Source organism: Streptomyces sp. NPDC048361 (assembly GCF_040651795.1).
In the GTDB taxonomy this organism is placed as follows: domain Bacteria; phylum Actinomycetota; class Actinomycetes; order Streptomycetales; family Streptomycetaceae; genus Streptomyces.
Window position 1 is genome coordinate 1 of the sequence record NZ_JBEZKW010000105.1, and the last position, 17,020, is coordinate 17,020.

General features: G+C 70.7%; 15 protein-coding genes and 2 tRNA genes. 3 read left to right on the top strand and 14 right to left on the bottom strand.

Annotation, left to right across the window (positions count from 1 at the left end; translation table 11 throughout):
- Nucleotides 1-50: 50 nt before the first annotated feature.
- The 7 genes from AB0D31_RS33600 to pgsA all read right to left on the bottom strand — a co-directional run bounded on the left by AB0D31_RS33600 (nucleotide 51) and on the right by pgsA (nucleotide 6,229).
- Nucleotides 51-803: a YebC/PmpR family DNA-binding transcriptional regulator gene (locus tag AB0D31_RS33600; protein WP_362730386.1), complete on the bottom strand. Its 753-nt coding sequence runs from the start codon at nucleotides 801-803 to the stop codon at nucleotides 51-53.
- A gap of 114 nt (nucleotides 804-917) precedes the next feature.
- Nucleotides 918-1,502, bottom strand: a complete 585-nt coding sequence (gene pdxT, locus AB0D31_RS33605; RefSeq protein ID WP_362730389.1) for a pyridoxal 5'-phosphate synthase glutaminase subunit PdxT — start codon at nucleotides 1,500-1,502, stop codon at nucleotides 918-920.
- Between the two features lie 8 nt (nucleotides 1,503-1,510).
- Nucleotides 1,511-2,431, bottom strand: a complete 921-nt coding sequence (pdxS, locus tag AB0D31_RS33610) for a pyridoxal 5'-phosphate synthase lyase subunit PdxS (protein WP_362730392.1) — start codon at nucleotides 2,429-2,431, stop codon at nucleotides 1,511-1,513.
- A gap of 213 nt (nucleotides 2,432-2,644) precedes the next feature.
- Nucleotides 2,645-3,190, bottom strand: a complete 546-nt coding sequence (locus tag AB0D31_RS33615) for a hypothetical protein (protein WP_356614284.1) — start codon at nucleotides 3,188-3,190, stop codon at nucleotides 2,645-2,647.
- Between the two features lie 323 nt (nucleotides 3,191-3,513).
- Nucleotides 3,514-4,674 (bottom strand): glycosyltransferase family 4 protein, encoded by a 1,161-nt coding sequence (locus AB0D31_RS33620; protein WP_362730395.1) that lies wholly within the window; start codon nucleotides 4,672-4,674, stop codon nucleotides 3,514-3,516.
- Complete coding sequence (locus AB0D31_RS33625) at nucleotides 4,671-5,567, bottom strand: phosphatidylinositol mannoside acyltransferase (protein WP_362730398.1); 897 nt, start codon at nucleotides 5,565-5,567, stop codon at nucleotides 4,671-4,673. The genes AB0D31_RS33620 and AB0D31_RS33625 overlap by 4 nt, the downstream gene beginning before the upstream one ends.
- Entirely contained in the window at nucleotides 5,564-6,229 is a 666-nt protein-coding gene (gene pgsA / locus AB0D31_RS33630; RefSeq protein WP_362730400.1) for a phosphatidylinositol phosphate synthase, read from the bottom strand. The genes AB0D31_RS33625 and pgsA overlap by 4 nt, the downstream gene beginning before the upstream one ends.
- A gap of 276 nt (nucleotides 6,230-6,505) precedes the next feature.
- Between pgsA and AB0D31_RS33635 the strand changes: the two genes are divergently transcribed.
- Both AB0D31_RS33635 and AB0D31_RS33640 read left to right on the top strand, forming a co-directional pair.
- Nucleotides 6,506-8,704, top strand: a complete 2,199-nt coding sequence (locus AB0D31_RS33635; RefSeq protein ID WP_362730402.1) for an elongation factor G-like protein EF-G2 — start codon at nucleotides 6,506-6,508, stop codon at nucleotides 8,702-8,704.
- A 198-nt stretch (nucleotides 8,705-8,902) separates the two neighbouring features.
- Nucleotides 8,903-10,564, top strand: coding sequence for a hypothetical protein (locus AB0D31_RS33640; protein ID WP_362730405.1), 1,662 nt, complete (start codon nucleotides 8,903-8,905; stop codon nucleotides 10,562-10,564).
- A 72-nt stretch (nucleotides 10,565-10,636) separates the two neighbouring features.
- Here AB0D31_RS33640 and AB0D31_RS33645 read toward each other — a convergent pair whose 3' ends face one another.
- The 4 genes from AB0D31_RS33645 to AB0D31_RS33660 all read right to left on the bottom strand — a co-directional run bounded on the left by AB0D31_RS33645 (nucleotide 10,637) and on the right by AB0D31_RS33660 (nucleotide 15,214).
- Complete coding sequence (locus tag AB0D31_RS33645) at nucleotides 10,637-11,197, bottom strand: HIT domain-containing protein (RefSeq protein ID WP_362730408.1); 561 nt, start codon at nucleotides 11,195-11,197, stop codon at nucleotides 10,637-10,639.
- A gap of 169 nt (nucleotides 11,198-11,366) precedes the next feature.
- Entirely contained in the window at nucleotides 11,367-13,343 is a 1,977-nt protein-coding gene (gene thrS, locus AB0D31_RS33650) for a threonine--tRNA ligase (protein ID WP_362730411.1), read from the bottom strand.
- 99 nt (nucleotides 13,344-13,442) lie between these two features.
- Nucleotides 13,443-14,636 (bottom strand): hypothetical protein, encoded by a 1,194-nt coding sequence (locus AB0D31_RS33655; RefSeq protein ID WP_362730413.1) that lies wholly within the window; start codon nucleotides 14,634-14,636, stop codon nucleotides 13,443-13,445.
- On the bottom strand, nucleotides 14,636-15,214 hold the full coding sequence (locus AB0D31_RS33660; protein WP_362730416.1) for a DUF4365 domain-containing protein: 579 nt from the start codon (nucleotides 15,212-15,214) through the stop codon (nucleotides 14,636-14,638). Before AB0D31_RS33660 ends, AB0D31_RS33655 begins: the two co-directional genes overlap by 1 nt.
- 190 nt (nucleotides 15,215-15,404) lie before the next feature.
- On the opposite strand from AB0D31_RS33660, the gene AB0D31_RS33665 reads away from it, so the two are divergent.
- On the top strand, nucleotides 15,405-16,130 hold the full coding sequence (locus AB0D31_RS33665) for a 3'-5' exonuclease (protein WP_362730419.1): 726 nt from the start codon (nucleotides 15,405-15,407) through the stop codon (nucleotides 16,128-16,130).
- A gap of 97 nt (nucleotides 16,131-16,227) precedes the next feature.
- On the opposite strand, the gene AB0D31_RS33670 is transcribed toward AB0D31_RS33665, so the two are convergent.
- The 3 genes from AB0D31_RS33670 to AB0D31_RS33680 form a co-directional block, all read right to left on the bottom strand.
- Nucleotides 16,228-16,299, bottom strand: a tRNA-Val gene (locus AB0D31_RS33670).
- 39 nt (nucleotides 16,300-16,338) lie between these two features.
- The gene (locus AB0D31_RS33675; RefSeq protein WP_362730422.1) at nucleotides 16,339-16,785 is read right to left on the bottom strand and encodes an SRPBCC family protein; all 447 of its coding nucleotides are present in this window, start codon (nucleotides 16,783-16,785) and stop codon (nucleotides 16,339-16,341) included.
- Nucleotides 16,786-16,939: 154 nt separating this feature from the next.
- Nucleotides 16,940-17,011: transfer RNA gene (locus tag AB0D31_RS33680), tRNA-Val, on the bottom strand.
- Between the last annotated feature and the right edge of the window lie 9 nt (nucleotides 17,012-17,020).

Here is a 17,020-nt window from a genome sequence, read left to right on the forward strand (position 1 = left end):
GGACGTGTCCGTCCCATCGGCCCGCCGGAACCGCTCGCTGTGCGGCAGTGCTACGCGTCGACCTTCTCCATGACCTCGTCGGAGACGTCGAAGTTGGCGAAGACGTTCTGCACGTCGTCGCTGTCCTCCAGCGCGTCGATCAGCTTGAAGATCTTCCGCGCGCCGTCTTCGTCCAGCTCGACCTGCATGGTCGGAACGAAGTTGGCCTCGGCCGAGTCGTAGTCGATGCCGGCCTCCTGGAGCGCCGTGCGGACCGCGACCATGTCGGTGGCCTCGGAGATGATCTCGAAGGAGTCACCGAGGTCGTTGACTTCCTCGGCGCCCGCCTCGAGCACGGTCTCCAGGACGTCGTCCTCGGAGAGCTCGCCCTTGGCCAGGACAACGACGCCCTTGCGGTTGAACAGGTACGAGACGGATCCCGGGTCGGCCATGGAGCCGCCGTTGCGGGTCATCGCGACACGTACGTCGGAGGCGGCACGGTTGCGGTTGTCGGTGAGGCACTCGATGAGCACCGCGACACCGTTCGGGCCGTAACCCTCGTACATGATCGTCTCGTAGTCGGCGCCGCCCGCCTCGAGACCGGCACCGCGCTTGAGCGCGGAGTCGATGTTCTTGTTGGGCACCGACTGCTTCTTGGCCTTCTGTACGGCGTCGAAGAGGGTCGGGTTGCCTTCGATGTCGGCGCCCCCGGTGCGGGCCGCGACCTCGATGTTCTTGATCAGCTTCGCGAAGAGCTTGCCGCGCTTGGCATCGATCACGGCCTTCTTGTGCTTCGTCGTAGCCCATTTAGAGTGGCCGGACATCTGCCTGTCTCCTTCGCGTAACCCATTCTGCGTCGTTCGGCAGAGATCCTACCGGGACCCGGCCCACCCGTCGCCCGGCCCCCGCGCGGGGCGGGGCGCCGGAGCGGGCGTCCCTCACACCGCGGCGCGCACCATGTCCACGAAGAGCGCGTGCATGCGGTGGTCGCCGGTGAGCTCGGGGTGGAACGAGGTCGCAAGGGCGTTGCCCTGGCGCACGGCGACGATGTGACCGCCGTGCTCGGCGAGGACCTCGGCGCGGGCGCCGACCGACTCGACCCAGGGCGCGCGGATGAAGACGCCCTCCACGGGGCCCACCCCCGCGACCTCGACGGTCGCCTCGAACGACTCGTTCTGACGGCCGAAGGCGTTGCGGCGGACGATCATCTCGATGCCGCCGAAGGTCTCCTGGCCCGAGCGCGGGTCGAGGATCTTGTCGGCGAGCATGATCAGGCCGGCGCAGGTGCCGTAGACGGGCAGGCCGGCATGGATGCGCTCACGCAGCGGCTCCAGCATGCCGAAGAGCGCGGCCAGCTTGGAGATGGTGGTGGACTCGCCGCCGGGGATGACGAGACCGTCGACCTCGGCGAGTTCCTCGGGGCGCCTGACCGGCCTGGCCACGGCGTCGGCCGCGGCCAGGGCGATGAGGTGCTCCCGTACGTCGCCCTGGAGCGCCAGGACACCGATGACTGGGGTGCTCATGACTGTGATTACCAGCCGCGGTTGGCGTAGCGCTCGGTCTCGGGCAGCGTGTCGCAGTTGATGCCGACCATGGCCTCACCCAGGTTGCGGGAGGCGTCCGCGATGATCTTCGGGTCGTCGTAGAAGGTGGTGGCCTTCACGATGGCGGCGGCACGCTTGGCCGGGTCGCCCGACTTGAAGATGCCGGAGCCGACGAAGACGCCCTCGGCGCCGAGCTGGCGCATCAGCGCGGCGTCGGCGGGGGTGGCCACGCCACCGGCGGAGAACAGCACCACGGGGAGCTTGCCGAGCTCGGAGACTTCCTTGACCAGCTCGTACGGGGCGCGCAGCTCCTTGGCGGCGGCGTACAGCTCGTTGTTGTCGAAGCCGCGCAGCTTGGCGATCTCGTTCTTGATCTGGCGCAGGTGGCGGACGGCCTCGACGACGTTGCCGGTGCCGGCCTCGCCCTTGGAGCGGATCATGGCCGCGCCCTCGGCGATGCGGCGCAGGGCCTCGCCCAGGTTGGTGGCGCCGCACACGAACGGCGTGGTGAAGGCGAACTTGTCGCTGTGGTTGACCTCGTCGGCCGGGGTGAGGACCTCGGACTCGTCGATGTAGTCGACGCCGAGGGACTGGAGGACCTGGGCCTCGACGAAGTGGCCGATGCGGGACTTGGCCATCACCGGGATGGAGACCGCGGCGATGATCTCCTCGATCATGTTCGGGTCGGACATCCGGGCCACGCCGCCGTCCTTGCGGATGTCGGCGGGAACCCGCTCCAGGGCCATGACGGCGACGGCCCCCGCGTCCTCGGCGATCTTCGCCTGCTCGGCGTTGACCACGTCCATGATCACGCCGCCCTTGAGCTGCTCGGCCATGCCGCGCTTGACGCGTGCGGTGCCGACGGCGGGGTTGTCGGCGTTGGGGGTGCTGGAAGGGGTGCTGGACACGGAGCGACCTCACTGAGCGAAGAAAGGGATTCTGCTGAGCTGAGAGAACCCCGCCCGCACAGTCCACTGCAAGGGCCAATGCGCAGCCGGTGGATCGTTTCCAGCCGCGCGGCCCCGATTCGGCCGCGCGCCCCCGGGCTCAGATGCCCTGCCCCCTGCCCCTGTCCCTGCCCCTGTCTCTGCCCCTGTCTCCTGCCCTGTCCCTGTCCCGGATCAGGTGCCCGGCCGGTCGGCCAGCGCGGTCGGCGGCTCGTCGTCCATCTCGAAGGCGAGCGGGAACGGCGCGTGCCCGGCGAGCCGCAGCCAGCGCACCGTACGGTGCCGGCGCAGCGCCCGTGCCGCGCGGACGGCGTCGTTGTGGAAACGCCGCGCCATCGGCACCCGTCGCACCGCCTGGGCGAGCTCTTCGGCGGCCTCCACGCCCCCGGGTGCCTCCCGTACGGCCTCGACCTGCGCGGGCTCCCCGAAGACGGCCCGCAGCGCTTGGCTGAGCTCGCTCTCGGCGACCTCCCGGTGCTCCTCCTCCGCCTGCCGTGCGGCGTGCGCGGCCTCATAGAGCACGATGGAGGCAGCCGGGTCCAGCACTCCGCTGGTGGCGAGTTCCTGGGTGACCGACGCACGGCGCAGCAGTTGGGCGTCGAGGGCGGCCCGGGCCGCGTCGATGCGGGCGTGCAGCCGGTCGAGCCGGCCGGCGGTCCAGCTGAGGTAGAGCCCGATGGCGACGAGGGCGACGACGATCCAGATGAGGGTTACGGTCACGGGCGGCAAGGCTACCGGGGCGGGCCCTGCCAGGGAGGCCCACCTCAGCCCGTCCGGCTTCTCGGTCCCGGCCCATGTGGCCCACCTCAGCCCGTCCGGCGTTTGAGGACGAGGGCCCTTCAGGCCCGAACGGGGTCTGGGGCGGAGCCCCAGCAACCCCGCCTTCGGGTGCGGACCATGCCCGCGTCCCGCGCAGTTCCCCGCACCCCTGACGGGGCTGACCTTGACAGGGTTGACCAGTGCGGCGAAGCCCCCGCACCCCCGGCGGGGCCGGCCCCGGGCAGGATGCCCAGTTGGGGAGCGCAGCGCGGAGTGAGCGGAGCTCAGTCGCGGGCCAGGCCGAACCTCGCGCGGAAGCCAGGACGTTCGTCCGCCGCGACCGCCGCCGCGCCATGCGTCACCGTCTCGTACACCGCGAGGATGTCCGCTCCCACCGTCGCCCAGTCGAAGCGCCGCACATGCGCCGAGCCACGTTCGCTCAGGCCGGCCCGGCGCTCGGGGTCGGCGAGCAGACGTACCGCCGCGGCGGCCAGGGCGTCGGCGTCCTCGTTGGCGAACAGGTCGCCGGCCTCGCCCTGGTCGAGAACCTGCGCGAAGGCGTCCAGGTCGCTGGCGAGGACCGCGGCGCCCGCGGAGAGCGCCTCGACGAGGATGATCCCGAAGCTCTCGCCGCCGGTGTTGGGCGCGACGTACACGTCCACGCTGCGCAGCAGCCGCGCCTTGTCCTCGTCGCTGACCATGCCGAGGAACTCGACCCGGGAGCGCAGCTCGGGCGGAAGGGAGGCGACGGCTTCCTCCTCGTCGCCGCGGCCCGCGACGAGCAGCCGGGTCCCGGGGCGTTCGGCGAGGATCTGGGGCAGGGCCTTCATGAGGACCGGCAGGCCCTTGCGGGGCTCGTCGATGCGGCCGATGAAGCCGAGGGTCTGGCCCTGCCACTCCTTGTTCGGCTCCGCCTTCGCGAAGAAGTCGACGTCGACGCCGTTGGGGATCACCACCGCGTCACCGCCCAGGTGCTCCACGAGGGTGCGGCGCGCGTACTCGCTGACCGCGATGCGCGCGCTGATCTTCTCCAGGGCGGGTTGGAGGATCGGGTACGCCGCGATCATCGCGCGGGAGCGGGGGTTGGAGGTGTGGAAGGTGGCCACGATGGGTCCCTGCGCGGCCCAGCAGGAGAGCAGCCCGAGCGAGGGCGAGGCCGGCTCGTGGATGTGGATGACGTCGAAGGTGCCGTCGTGCAGCCAGCGCCGTACGCGCGCCGCGGAGAGGAACCCGAAGTTGAGCCGCGCGACCGAGCCGTTGTACGGGACGGGGACGGCTCGGCCCGCCGAGACAACGTACCGCGGCAGCGGGGTCTCGTCGTCGGCGGGGGCGAGCACCGACACCTCGTGACCGAAGCGGATGAGGTGCTCCGCCAGGTCCCGGATGTGGAACTGGACGCCGCCGGGGACGTCCCACGAGTACGGGCAGACGATGCCGATCTTCACGTTCGGCGCTCCTCCAGGTCCGCGAGCCACAGGCGTTGCAGCATGTGCCAGTCCTCCGGGTGGTCGGCGATTCCGGTGGCGAAGGCATCTGCCAGCGCCTGTGTCATGGAGGACGTCCTGGAGGCCCGGTCACCTGTCTCGGGCACCTCGATGGGCGGGTGCAGCCGCCCCTTCATGATCGGCGAGTCGTCGTACCAGAGCGTCACCGGCAGGAGGAGCGCGCCGGTCTGCTGGGCCAGCATGGCGGGCCCCGCGGGCATCCGGGTCGTCTCGCCGAAGAACTTGACCTCGACGCCGGAGGCCGACAGGTCGCGGTCGGCGACCAGGCAGACGAGGCCGCCCGCGCGAAGCCGCCGGGCCAGGGTGCCGAAGGCGGAGCCGCCGGTGTGCGGCAGCACCTCCATGCCCAGGCTCTCGCGGTAGGCGACGAAGCGGTCGTAGAGCGTCTCGGGTTTGAGGCGTTCGGCGACCGTGGTGAAGGGGATGTCCAGCTTGCTGGTGACCCAGGCGCCCGCGAGGTCGTAGTTGCCCATGTGCGGCAGCGCGACGACGACGCCGCGCCCCGCGGCGAGGCCGTCCATCAGGTGGTGGACGTCCTCGGGCACGAACCCGTTCGCCATCCGGTCCCGGCTCCACGACGGCAGCCGGAACGACTCCATCCAGTACCGCATGTACGAGCGCATGCCGGCCCGGGAGAGTTCGGCGAGCCGCGCCGCCGAGGCGTCGGGGACGACCCGCGCGAGGTTGGACTCCAGGCGCAGCACGCTCTTGCCGCGCCGCTTCCACACCTGGTCGGCGATGCTCCGGCCGAGCCGGGTCGCGGCGGGTTCGGGCAGCTTCTTGATCGCCGCCCAGCCGAGGCCGTACAGCGCGTCGGTCAGTCGGTCCTTCATACGCCCGCCTCACCGGCGGCCCGCGCGGCGGCCGCGTCGGCCTCGGCGGACTCCCTGCGGACCGTCACCACGCGCTGGATCAGGGTGATCAGGCTGCCGACGGCGACGATCCACAGCGCGATGGGAAGCAGCACCTGGATGCCGGGCACCCCGAAGTTGTGGAGCCCCGCGAGACCCGCGGCGACGAGCGAGATGACGAGGCGCTCGGCGCGCTCGACGAGCCCGTTGACGGCGACCGGCAGGCCGATCGCCTCGCCGCGCGCCTTGGTGTAGGACACCACCTGGCCGCTGGCCAGGCAGAAGATGGCCACCGCGCACAGCGCGTTGTCGTCACCCCGCCCGGCGTACCAGAGCGCGAAGCCGCCGAAGATCGCGCCGTCGGCGACCCGGTCGAGCGTCGAGTCGAGGAAGGCGCCCCAGCGGCTGGAGATCCCGGCCTGGCGGGCCATGTTGCCGTCGACCAGGTCGGAGAAGACGAACAGGGTGATGACGATCGTGCCCCAGAAGAACTCTCCACGGGGGAAGAAGACCAGCGCACCCGCCATCACTCCGGCCGTGCCGACGAGGGTCACCGCGTCGGGGCTGACTCCGCGGCGGAGCAGAAATGCGGCGAACGGCGTGAGGACACGCGTGAAGAATGCACGCGCGTACTTGTTCAGCATGGCCTTCCCGAGGGGTCGGTGTGGCCGCGCGGCCCCTGCTGGCCACCGGCCGACCCATCGTAGCCACGACTGACGGGCCGCACCGCCGGACCACCCGTCGGGGCTCGCGGCGGGGCCTCCGTGCGCGGCGCGGACACGTACGACGTATGGACGCCCCGTGACCGGAGTGCAAAGCTCGAATTACCGCGGGCGTCGCTGATGCCGCCTTGGCACGCGGAGTCCGCGTGTCCGCGCCCTCTCACCACCTCACCGCGCACGAAACCGGGAGGAACGGACATGGGCGACAAGGCGCACACACACCCCGGGGCCGCCGGCAGGGCCCCGACGGCCGACCACCCCGCATCCGTACGGAACGTGGTGCTGGTCGGCCACAACGGATCCGGAAAGACCACGTTGGTGGAGGCGCTCGCGCTGGCGGCAGGGGCCGTCAACCGCGCGGGCCGGGTCGAGGACGGCGCCACCGTCTCCGACTACGACGAGATCGAGCACCGCAGGGAGCGCTCCGTACAGCTCTCGCTGGTCCCCCTCACCTGGGGCGGCTTCAAGATCAACCTGTTGGACACCCCCGGATACGCCGACTTCGTCGGGGAGCTCAGGGCCGGTCTGCGCGCCGCGGACGCGGCCCTCTTCGTCGTCTCCGCCGCCGACGGCATGGACGGCTCGACCCGGATGCTCTGGGACGAGTGCGCGGCCGTCCGGATGCCGCGGGCCATCGTGGTCACGCACCTGGAGGCGGCCCGCGCGGACTTCGACGCCATGACCGAGATCTGCGCCGGCGCGTTCGGCGGCGACGACCCCGACGCCGTCCTGCCGCTGTACCTGCCGGTCCACGGCGCGGCCGGCCCCGACGGGCACGCCCCGGTGACGGGTCTGATCGGGCTGCTCTCGCAGCGGGTCTTCGACTACGCCTCCGGCGAGCGCAAGGAGACGGGCCCCGACGCGGGCCAGCTCCCGCTGATCGAGCAGGCCCGCAACCGGCTCATCGAGGGGATCATCGCCGAGAGCGAGGACGAGACCCTCATGGACCGCTATCTCAGCGGCGAGGACATCGACTTCAAGTCACTCGTCGCCGACCTGGAGCGAGCGGTCGCACGCGGCACCTTCCACCCCGTCCTGGCCGCCGCACCCGCCGCCGAGGGCGCCCGGCACGGCCTCGGCACCGTCGAACTGCTCGAACTCATCACCGGCGGTTTCCCCTCGCCACTGGAACGGGCCGCACCCGACCTCACGACCCCGGAAGGCGCCCCCCGCCCCACCCCGGCCTGCGCCGCCGACGGCCCCCTGGTCGCCGAGGTGATCAAAACCTCCTCCGATCCGTACGTCGGCCGGATCAGCCTGGTGCGGGTCTTCTCCGGCACCCTGCGCCCCGACGAGACCGTCCATGTCTCCGGGCACGGCATGGCGGACCGCGGCCACGAGGACCACGATGTCGACGAGCGCATCGGCGCGCTGTCCTCGCCCTTCGGCAAACAGCAGCGCCCACTCGCCCAGTGCGTCGCAGGCGACCTGGCGTGCGTGGCGAAACTCATCAGGGCCGAGACCGGAGACACCCTGTCCGCCAAGGACGATCCGCTTCTGATGGCGCCCTGGGACATGCCCGACCCGCTGCTCCCGCTGGCGATCGAGGCCCACAGCAAGGCCGACGAGGACAAGCTCTCGCAGGGCCTCGCGCGGCTGGTGGCCGAGGACCCCACCATGCGGCTCGAACAGAACCCGCACACCCACCAGTTGGTGCTGTGGTGTCTGGGCGAGGCCCACCGCGAGGTCGCCCTGGAGCGGCTGCGCAGCCGGTACGGCGTCCAGGTCGACGTCGTCCCGCACAAGGTGTCGCTGCGGGAGACGTTCGGCGCACGGTCGGCCGGGCGCGGCCGGCACGTCAAGCAGTCGGGCGGCCACGGCCAGTTCGCGATCTGCGAGATCGACGTCGAGCCCCTGCCGCCGGGCAGCGGCATCGAGTTCGTGGACAAGGTGGTCGGCGGCGCCGTCCCGCGCCAGTTCATCCCGTCGGTCGAGAAGGGCGTACGGTCCCAGGCCGCGAAGGGTGTGGCGGCGGGCTACCCCCTGGTCGACGTGCGCGTCACGCTCCTCGACGGCAAGTCCCACTCGGTGGACTCCTCCGACGCCGCCTTCCAGACCGCCGGCGCGCTCGCCCTGCGCGAGGCGGCCGCCGACGCCCGGATCCATCTGCTGGAACCCGTCGCCGAGGTCCAGGTCATGGTCGCCGACGACTACGTGGGCCCCGTGATGAGCGACCTGTCGGGCCGCCGCGGCCGGGTCGTGGGCACCGAACAGGCCGGCCCGGGGCGCACGCTGGTGCGGGCCGAGATCCCGGAGATCGAGATCGGCCGGTACGCACTCGACCTGCGGTCGCTCTCGCACGGCACGGGGCACTTCAGCCGCAGGTACGCACGGCACGAGCCGATGCCGCCCCAGATCGCCGACAAAATGCGTGAACAGCCGGAAGAGGGACGCTAATTGACATAGCATCAGGAATGCATCGGGGATCCATCAGGAATACGCCCGCCGCGGTCTCCGCGTGGTGGGCGGCATTCCGACGTCCCCTGACGAGGGGGCCACGACCCCGATACGCTGGGGTCCCAGATCAGATGGTGTGCGGGGTGCGGTGGTCGGGAAGAGGCCGCAGAGCGACGGCGCGCGGCGATGGGGGCGGCAATGACGACGGAAGAGCCATTCTTCGACTTCTTGCCCAGGCCACAGGTGCCGCTCCAGGGCTCCGCCGGCCAGACGGCGGCGACCCAGGCACTCGCCTCGGCCGCGTACCGGGACAGCCCGGTCGAGGACATCCTGAAGGCCAACAACGAGTGGCACGAGTCCGCAGTGACCAAGGGAAAGCTCTCCCTCCTCGAACCCAACCTCGGCGAGGCCTTCGCCCGCGCCGTGCAGTCCAGGATGCTCGGCGCCACCCGCAAGGGCATCATCCAGTCCTTCGGCACCGAGCCCGGCACCATCGTCGAGCACTGCCTCGCCTCGATCCGTATCCGCAAGGAGCGCGACGGCAGACTCACCCTCGTCATGGCCGTGTTCGGGCTCCTCTTCCTGCCCGGCATGCTCCTGTGGCTCGGTGTCTTCCAGCTCCGCCGCACCCTGGCCGGGGCCAAGAACCGAAGCATGGGCGCCCTCGGCACCATCCTGCTCGTGGCCGCCGCCGGCCTCGCGGTCCTCTTCCTGATCAAACTTCCCTTCCACGGCATCCTCGGCCTCTACCTCCGCGCGATGATCGTGGCCCCCGTCATCGGCTGGTTCTGGGCCAAGACCATCTGCGAGAAGACCGCGCGCGATCTGCGCTCCGGCTGGGACAGCCTGCTCGGCGGCGGCGGCATGGGCGCCAGGATCCCCGAGGCCGTACCCAAGAGCGCGGCCGCCGGCCCCGCGGAGCAACTGCGCCAGTCCCTGGTCAAACTGGCCGCCGAGGACCAGTCCAACATCGTCTTCTACGCCGGCCCCAAGGGCATACTCGGCATGGGCACCCGCTGGGGCAGCTGGCAGCTCGCCGAGGAGCTGGAGCCCAAGGAAGCCGGCAAGGAAATCCACGGCTTCCGCAGCTGGGATGTCATAAGGGCGATCCAGGACCGCCTCCAGCTCCTGGAGCGCGGCCCCCTGCACACCGGCGGCTTTCCCACCCCGTCCATCAAGAACTGGGTCGTCTCACCGATCGGCGAAGGCGCCAAGGAGGTGTCCCGGCCCAGCGGTCAGGACATCGACAACTTCCAGGTACGCCAGCACGAGATACAGCGCATCTGCAACGAGCAGCAGTTCTCCAGCGGGAACCGGCACTACCTCGGCATCCAATTCACGCTGTGGGACGGCCAGTTGGTCATCACCATGATGGTCACCGTCACCGTGCTGCACGAGACCCTGCGGATCGAGGTGACCGGCCATGCTCTCGGCCCGGTCCACCCTCTGTTCACCACCAAGCCCGCCCCCAAGACCAAGGAGGTCGACAAGGCCTTCAAGTTCTGGGAGAAGAAGACGGTCCAGCTGCCCCTCGTCGACGCCAGTGAAGTGGTGCGGCTCGCCGCCCGAGCCCCGCTGACCTGGTTCCCGCCGCTCCTGGACCACCTGGGCGGCCGCATAGCGCTGCCCGAGCCGTTCGGCCTGCGGCACGCCTGGGCCGACAAGCCGTGGCGCCACCGCTTCATGGCCGACGACGCGATGCGCGCGGCGACCCCGGTGCTGCGCGTGGTCCACTCCGCGGCCATGAAGGTGCTCGATGAGCACGGAGTGAACACCGAGCGCTTCACCAACCGCTCCTCGGTCCTCAGCGGCCTCGTCCAGGACCCGGCGCCGCGCAAGGCCGACCTGTACGACGCGTGAGCCGCGCGGGAGAAGCGCTGGTGATGCGGGTCGCAGATGCGCCGCCCACTGCCGACGAATCTCCGACTCAGGTCACTGGGAGGGCCAGGCCTCGGCCAGCATCGTGCGGGTGTCCGCGAGGAGTTGGGGCAGCACCCGGGTGTGGCCGACTACCGGCATGAAATTGGTGTCGCCGCCCCAGCGCGGCACGATGTGCTGGTGCAGATGGGCGGCGATCCCGGCGCCGGCCACGGAGCCCTGGTTCATGCCGATGTTGAACCCGTGCGCTCCGGACGCGGCGCGCAGCGCGGTCATCGACCGCTTGGTGAGCTCGGCCAGCTCCAGCGTCTCGGACGCGTCCAGCTCGGTGTAGTCGGCGACGTGACGATAGGGCACGACCATGAGGTGCCCGCCGTTGTAGGGGTAGAGGTTCAGCACGGCGTAGACATGCTCGCCCCGCTTGATGATCAGCCCGTCCTCGTCCGACTTCGCCGGAATCGAGCAGAACGGACACCCGTCGCCGGACTCCGGTCCCGTCGGCTTGTTCTCGCCCTGGATGTACGCCATCCGGTGAGGCGTCCACAGGCGCTGGAACGCGTCCTGGACACCCACTCCGATCTGCTGCTCCGGCTCACTCGTCATGAGGGGAAGCATATGACTTCGGGCGGCCGGGGCGTCGGCGGGGTGGCCGGGAAGAGCACGCGCGAAGGCCCCCGGGAAGCTGACTTCCCGGGGGCCCTGCCCCGCGGGTACGGGGACCACCTGGCGCCGGATTCCGCACATCTCTGCGGGTCCGGACCATCCCCGCGCCGGCGGGGAATGGTCACACCTGCACGCGGCGCTCCACCACGTCCACGAGCTTCGCCAGCGCCGCGTCACGCGCGATGCCGTTCTCCTGCGAACCGTCGCGGTAGCGGAAGGAGACCGTCCCGGCGGCCATGTCCTCGTCCCCGACGATGATCATGAACGGGACCTTCTGCTTCTGCTGGTTGCGGATCTTCTTCTGCATCCGGTCCGACGACGCGTCGACCTCGACCCGCAGCCCCTTCTTCTTCGCCTCGGCGGCGAACTCCTGGAGGTAGGGGATGTGGGCGTCGCCGATCGGGATGCCGACCGCCTGGACGGGGGCGAGCCACGCCGGGAAGGCACCCGCGTAGTGCTCCAGGAGCACCGCGAAGAACCGCTCGATGGAGCCGAACAGGGCGCGGTGGATCATCACCGGGCGCTGCTTGGTGCCGTCGGGACCGGTGTACTCCAGGTCGAACCGCTCCGGCAGGTTGAAGTCGAGCTGCACGGTCGACATCTGCCAGGTGCGGCCGATGGCGTCACGCGCCTGCACCGAGATCTTCGGGCCGTAGAAGGCCGCGCCACCCGGGTCGGCGACCAGGTCGAGGCCCTGCTTCTCGGCGACCTCACGGAGCGTGTTGGTGGCCTCTTCCCAGATCTCGTCCGAGCCGACGAACTTCTCCGGGTCCTTGGTCGACAGCTCCAGGTAGAAGTCGTTCAGACCGTAGTCGCGGAGCAGGTTCAGGACGAAGGTGAGCGTCCGGTCGAGCTCGTCGGCCATCTGCTCCTTGGTGCAGTAGATGTGCGCGTCGTCCTGGGTGAAGCCCCGGGCGCGGGTCAGACCGTGCACCACGCCCGACTTCTCGTACCGGTACACCGTGCCGAACTCGAAGAGCCGCAGCGGCAGTTCACGGTAGGAACGCCCGCGCGCATCGAAGATCAGGTTGTGCATCGGGCAGTTCATGGGCTTGAGGTAGTAGTCCACGCCCTCGTCGAGCTGCATGGGCGGGTACATGCCGTCGGCGTACCAGTCCAGGTGGCCCGAGGTCTCGAAGAGCTTCCCCTTGGTGGCGTGCGGGGTGTAGACGAACTCGTACCCCTCCTCCTCGTGCCGGCGGCGCGAGTAGTCCTCCATGACCCGGCGGATGATGCCGCCCTTGGGGTGGAAGACGGCGAGGCCGGAGCCGATCTGCTCCGGGATGGAGAACAGGTCGAGCTCGTTGCCGAGCTTGCGGTGGTCACGCTTCTCGGCCTCGGCGAGGAACTCCAGGTGCGCCTTCAGCTCGTCCTTGGACGGCCAGGCGGTGCCGTAGATGCGCTGGAGCATCGGGTTCTTCTCGCTGCCGCGCCAGTAGGCGGCGGCGTTGCGCATCAGCTTGAACGCGGGGATGTTCCGGGTGGTCGGCAGGTGGGGACCGCGGCAGAGGTCCTTCCAGCACAGCTCGCCGGTCTTGGCGTCGACATTGTCGTAGATGGTCAGCTCACCGCCGCCCACCTCCACGTCCGCGCCGTCGTCGGTGGACGCCGAGCCCTTGATGCCGATGAGCTCCAGCTTGTACGGCTCGTCCGCCAGCTCCTCGCGCGCGGCCTCATCGGTGACGACGCGGCGGGAGAAGCGCTGGCCGCGCTTCTGGATCTCCTGCATCTTCTTCTCGACGGCCTTGAGGTCCTCGGGCGTGAACGGCCGCTCGACGTCGAAGTCGTAGTAGAAGCCGTCGCGGACCGGCGGGCCGATGCCGAGCTTCGCCTCGGGGAAGAGCTCCTGCACGGCCTGGGCCATGACGTGCGCGGTGGAGTGGCGCAGGATGTTGAGGCCGTCCTCGGAGGAGATCTCGACGGGCTCGACCTCCTCGCCGTCCTTCACCTCGTACGCGAGGTCCTTGAGCTCACCGGCGACGCGGGCCGCGACGATGGTGCGCTCACCGGCGAAGAGCTCGGCCGCCGTAGTGCCCGTCGTCACCACGCGCTCTTCCCGCTCGGAATCGCGTTGGATGACCACACGGACGTCTGACACCGGACTTCTCCTGCCGTAGGGGGCGCGCAGCGCGTGTCGCGTACGCGAGACGATCCTACCGAGCCGGTGGGGTGGGTCGCGAAACGGATATCGGGCCACTCATTCGTCGCCGGAGCCGGGTTCCGCGCCGCAGGCCTCCTCGAAGAAGTCGAGGTTCTCCTGGAGCGACTTCATGAGCCGGTCCCGTTCGGCGTCGTCGACCTGGACCGGGGTCACCTCGCGGGCGTCCATGAGCCGCCGGAACCCGCCCCGGCTCTCCAGGCGCCCCACGACACGGATCGGCAGCCCGACCAGGTGGGCGTGGCCCGCGATGCGGTACGCCTCCTCGTCCAGCTCCACGCGTACGTGCGCGACCTCCGCCCCGGCCAGCACCCGCAGCCGTACGACGCCGGGTCCGCGCGGGGCCGGGCGGCGCAGGCGGACCACGGCGCCGGTGATGCGGACCGGCACGGACGGTTCGCCGCCGAGGTAGCGGGCGCCGGCGGCGCGCAGGGCGGGCAGGTCGCCGGGTGAGAAGTCGACGGGTTCGGGGCGGGCGGCGCACCCTACGGGGACCCCGGCGGCGGGCGCCCAGGCCAGGGCGATGCGGACGCCTTCGCTGCCGCGTACCAGAGCGACGAGGGATTCGGTGAGTTCCCGGCTCACGCCTGCCCGCACGGCGGCGTCGAAGGCTTCCATGCCGCCGGTGGTGCGCTGGTAGTCGACGGCGTCGCGTACGGCGCCGAGCGCGGCGTACAGCCGGACGACGGCGGGCCGGGCGGAGGCCGCCGGCACGAACGCGGTGAGGCCTCCGCCGCTCGCGGGTTCCACCAGGACGCCTTCGAGGGAGGCGAGGGCCTGGCTGCGGTGGCGTGCGCCGTGATGGCCGGCGGTGCCGCGGACGGCGAGGGCGCCGGCGAGCAGCATGCGATGGGCGGCGCCGCGCAGATGTTCCTGTTCGCTCCAGGAGGCGGCGCCGGCCGGGCCTTCGGGTACCTCGCGCCACCAGCGGATCTCGTCGCTGGGCACGGCGAGCGAGACGAGCACCTCGCGGGCGGAGGGCGCGGCGCTGCGGGCGAGCGCGGTCAGCGCTTCACCGAGCAGGTCATCGCTGTCGGGGTAGGCCCTGCTCTCGGGGACGAGCAGGCTCGTGCCGGAGCCGGTGGCTCCGGGCGGTGTCCAGCGGGTGTAGTGCCCGGCCGCTCCCCCTCGCCTGCGCCAGCCGTGCCGGCTGAGCAGCACCCCCAGCACCGCGGGGTCCACCTGGCCGGGTACCGGTGGCATTCCGCCGGGCTCTTCGTCCAACCAGCGCATCAGGGCCTCCCTCCCACCCCGACCCGCGTCATGATCTCGCAGAGCGCGCGGTCGTCGAAGATCCGCGAGGTCGGTATTCGCACCGTGGTTCTGCGCCGGCCGGTCACCGGGTGTCCGGCCAGGTTGGTCCAGTAGCAGCAGTGCCGCAGCGCGAGCCGGTCGTGGCCCGCGTGCAGCCATTCCTCCCGATTCCGCGGCGCCACCATGACGACCAGGATCTTGTGGACCGACACGGGTGTGCGGGCCAGCTTCACCAGGTGGTCATTGTCGAGCGTGAAGGAGAAGGCTCCGCCCTGCGGATGCGGCGGTATCTGGTACGTGCACTTGAGCTGCACCTTGATGGTCACTTCGTCGTCGACGGTGTGGCCGGCGGCGCTGTGGCTGAGGTGCCAGTCGATTCCGTTGTCCGGGAACGGCTGCGACAGCGAGCATCCCGCTGCGGCCGCCACCGCGTGCAGGTAGCCCACCTGGAGGGTCTCCATGCAGGCGGTGGTGGCGAGCGAGCCGCGCAGCGGTGCGATCCCCTCGGGCAGCAGACCGTGCCCGGGCGCGGCCGGATCGGGCTGCGCGAGCGCCATGGCTGTCGTATGCCTTCCGGGCTGTGCCGAACCTTTTCCGTGACGGCCCGTCAACCGTGCGTTCCGTCACCTGTGTTGTCTCCGTACTCCGCTGCCCGCAAACGGCGTATGTCGCAAACAGCACGGGTATCACGGAATCGGGCAGGGGATGCACGCCATCTGCCGGTAGTGCGCGAGGAGTTGAGTAGATATGACGTGCTGGTTCGAGGGTCCCCTGGCGGCGTTCGACACGGAGACGACCGGGGTGGACGTCGAGGGGGACCGGATAGTTTCGGCGGCCCTGGTGGTGCAGGACGGTCCGGCGGCGCGGCCGCGGGTGACGCGCTGGCTGATCAACCCGGGGATACCCGTCCCTGCGGGCGCGACCGAGGTGCACGGCCTGACGGATGCACACCTCCAGCTGAACGGGCGCTGGCCGGCGCCGGTGATGGACGAGGTCGCGAAGGCGCTGGCGGAGCAGTGCTCGGCGGGGCGTCCGCTGGTCATCATGAACGCGCCGTTCGATCTGACCATGCTGGACCGGGAGTTGAGGCGCCATCGGGCCGCCTCCCTCGGTCACTATCTGGGCCGCAATCCGCTGCGGGTGCTCGATCCGCGGGTCCTGGACAAGCATCTGGACCGCTACCGCAAGGGCCGTCGCACCCTCACCGATCTGTGTGAGCACTACGGCGTGGTGCTGGAGGGCGCACATGACGCGGCGGCCGACGCGCTGGCCGCGCTGGAGCTGGTGCGGGCGGTGGGGCGCAGGTTCGCGGGCCGTCTGGAGCGGCTGACACCCACGGAGTTGCACGCATTGCAGACGACGTGGCACGCGGCGCAGGCACGGGGCCTGCAGGCGTGGTTCACCAAGCAGGGCACGCCGGAGCTGGTGGACACGGCGTGGCCGTTGCGGCCCGAACTTCCGGCGGCCGCCTGAGCGTTGCTGGGGCACCGAGGGACCGCGGGCAGCGAAAACACCGGTCGGGTGGGCAGCAAAAAGGCCGGTCCGTCGGGGACGGACCGGCCTTTCCCGGTGGGCGATACTGGGTTCGAACCAGTGACCTCTTCGGTGTGAACGAAGCGCTCTCCCACTGAGCTAATCGCCCGGGAACGGACTGAACCATACAGGCCTTTCGGCCCAGCTTTCAAACCACCTCCAGGTGACGGCGGAGTCCGCGTTGCCCGGAGCGCATCATCAGGGCGTGGTTGGCCCGGAACAGCGGGCGCCCCGGCAGGGCGAGCCGGCGCATCAGCGGCTTGCGCACCTCGACCGCCTGCTCGTAGAGGGCCCGGGTGCCGCCGCGGTGCGCGACCAGAGTCCAGCGGGCGTGGCCTTCGAGGTCGCCGCTCAGTGCGGCCTCCAGGACGAAGGCCTCGGGGTCGCGCCTGGTCTCGTGGGCGGTGACGAACAGGTCGTACGGGATGACCGAGCGGAAGCGGCCGGTGGCGGTGTGCTCGTCGAGCGGGGTCACCTCGCGGATCTGGGGCCACCAGCGCGGGTACTCCTCGGGGCGCTCCAGGACCGCGTAGACGACCGAGGGCGCCGCGGGCAGCTCCCAGACGCTGCGGAAGCGGTAGTGGCACCAGTCCATGCCCCCAGTCTGCGCGGGGCCGCTCACGCGCCGGACAGGCACCCCCGGACCGGCACCCCGGGCCGCCGCCGGCGCCCCTCGGCCGGGAACGCCGAAGGCCGGGAACGCCGAAGGCCCCGGAGATCGAGATGATCTCCGGGGCCTTCGGTCCGGGTGGGCGATACTGGGTTCGAACCAGTGACCTCTTCGGTGTGAACGAAGCGCTCTCCCACTGAGCTAATCGCCCGGGCGCACC

Coding starts and splice junctions, on each gene's coding strand:
- AB0D31_RS33600 (WP_362730386.1), bottom strand. CDS start 803: ATGTCCGGCCACTCTAAATGGGCTACGACGAAGCACAAGAAGGCCGTG.
- pdxT (WP_362730389.1), bottom strand. CDS start 1,502: ATGAGCACCCCAGTCATCGGTGTCCTGGCGCTCCAGGGCGACGTACGG.
- AB0D31_RS33625 (WP_362730398.1), bottom strand. CDS start 5,567: ATGAAGGACCGACTGACCGACGCGCTGTACGGCCTCGGCTGGGCGGCG.
- pgsA (WP_362730400.1), bottom strand. CDS start 6,229: ATGCTGAACAAGTACGCGCGTGCATTCTTCACGCGTGTCCTCACGCCG.
- AB0D31_RS33635 (WP_362730402.1), top strand. CDS start 6,506: ATGGGCGACAAGGCGCACACACACCCCGGGGCCGCCGGCAGGGCCCCG.
- AB0D31_RS33640 (WP_362730405.1), top strand. CDS start 8,903: ATGACGACGGAAGAGCCATTCTTCGACTTCTTGCCCAGGCCACAGGTG.
- AB0D31_RS33645 (WP_362730408.1), bottom strand. CDS start 11,197: ATGCTTCCCCTCATGACGAGTGAGCCGGAGCAGCAGATCGGAGTGGGT.
- AB0D31_RS33655 (WP_362730413.1), bottom strand. CDS start 14,636: ATGCGCTGGTTGGACGAAGAGCCCGGCGGAATGCCACCGGTACCCGGC.
- AB0D31_RS33660 (WP_362730416.1), bottom strand. CDS start 15,214: ATGGCGCTCGCGCAGCCCGATCCGGCCGCGCCCGGGCACGGTCTGCTG.
- AB0D31_RS33665 (WP_362730419.1), top strand. CDS start 15,405: ATGACGTGCTGGTTCGAGGGTCCCCTGGCGGCGTTCGACACGGAGACG.
- AB0D31_RS33675 (WP_362730422.1), bottom strand. CDS start 16,785: ATGGACTGGTGCCACTACCGCTTCCGCAGCGTCTGGGAGCTGCCCGCG.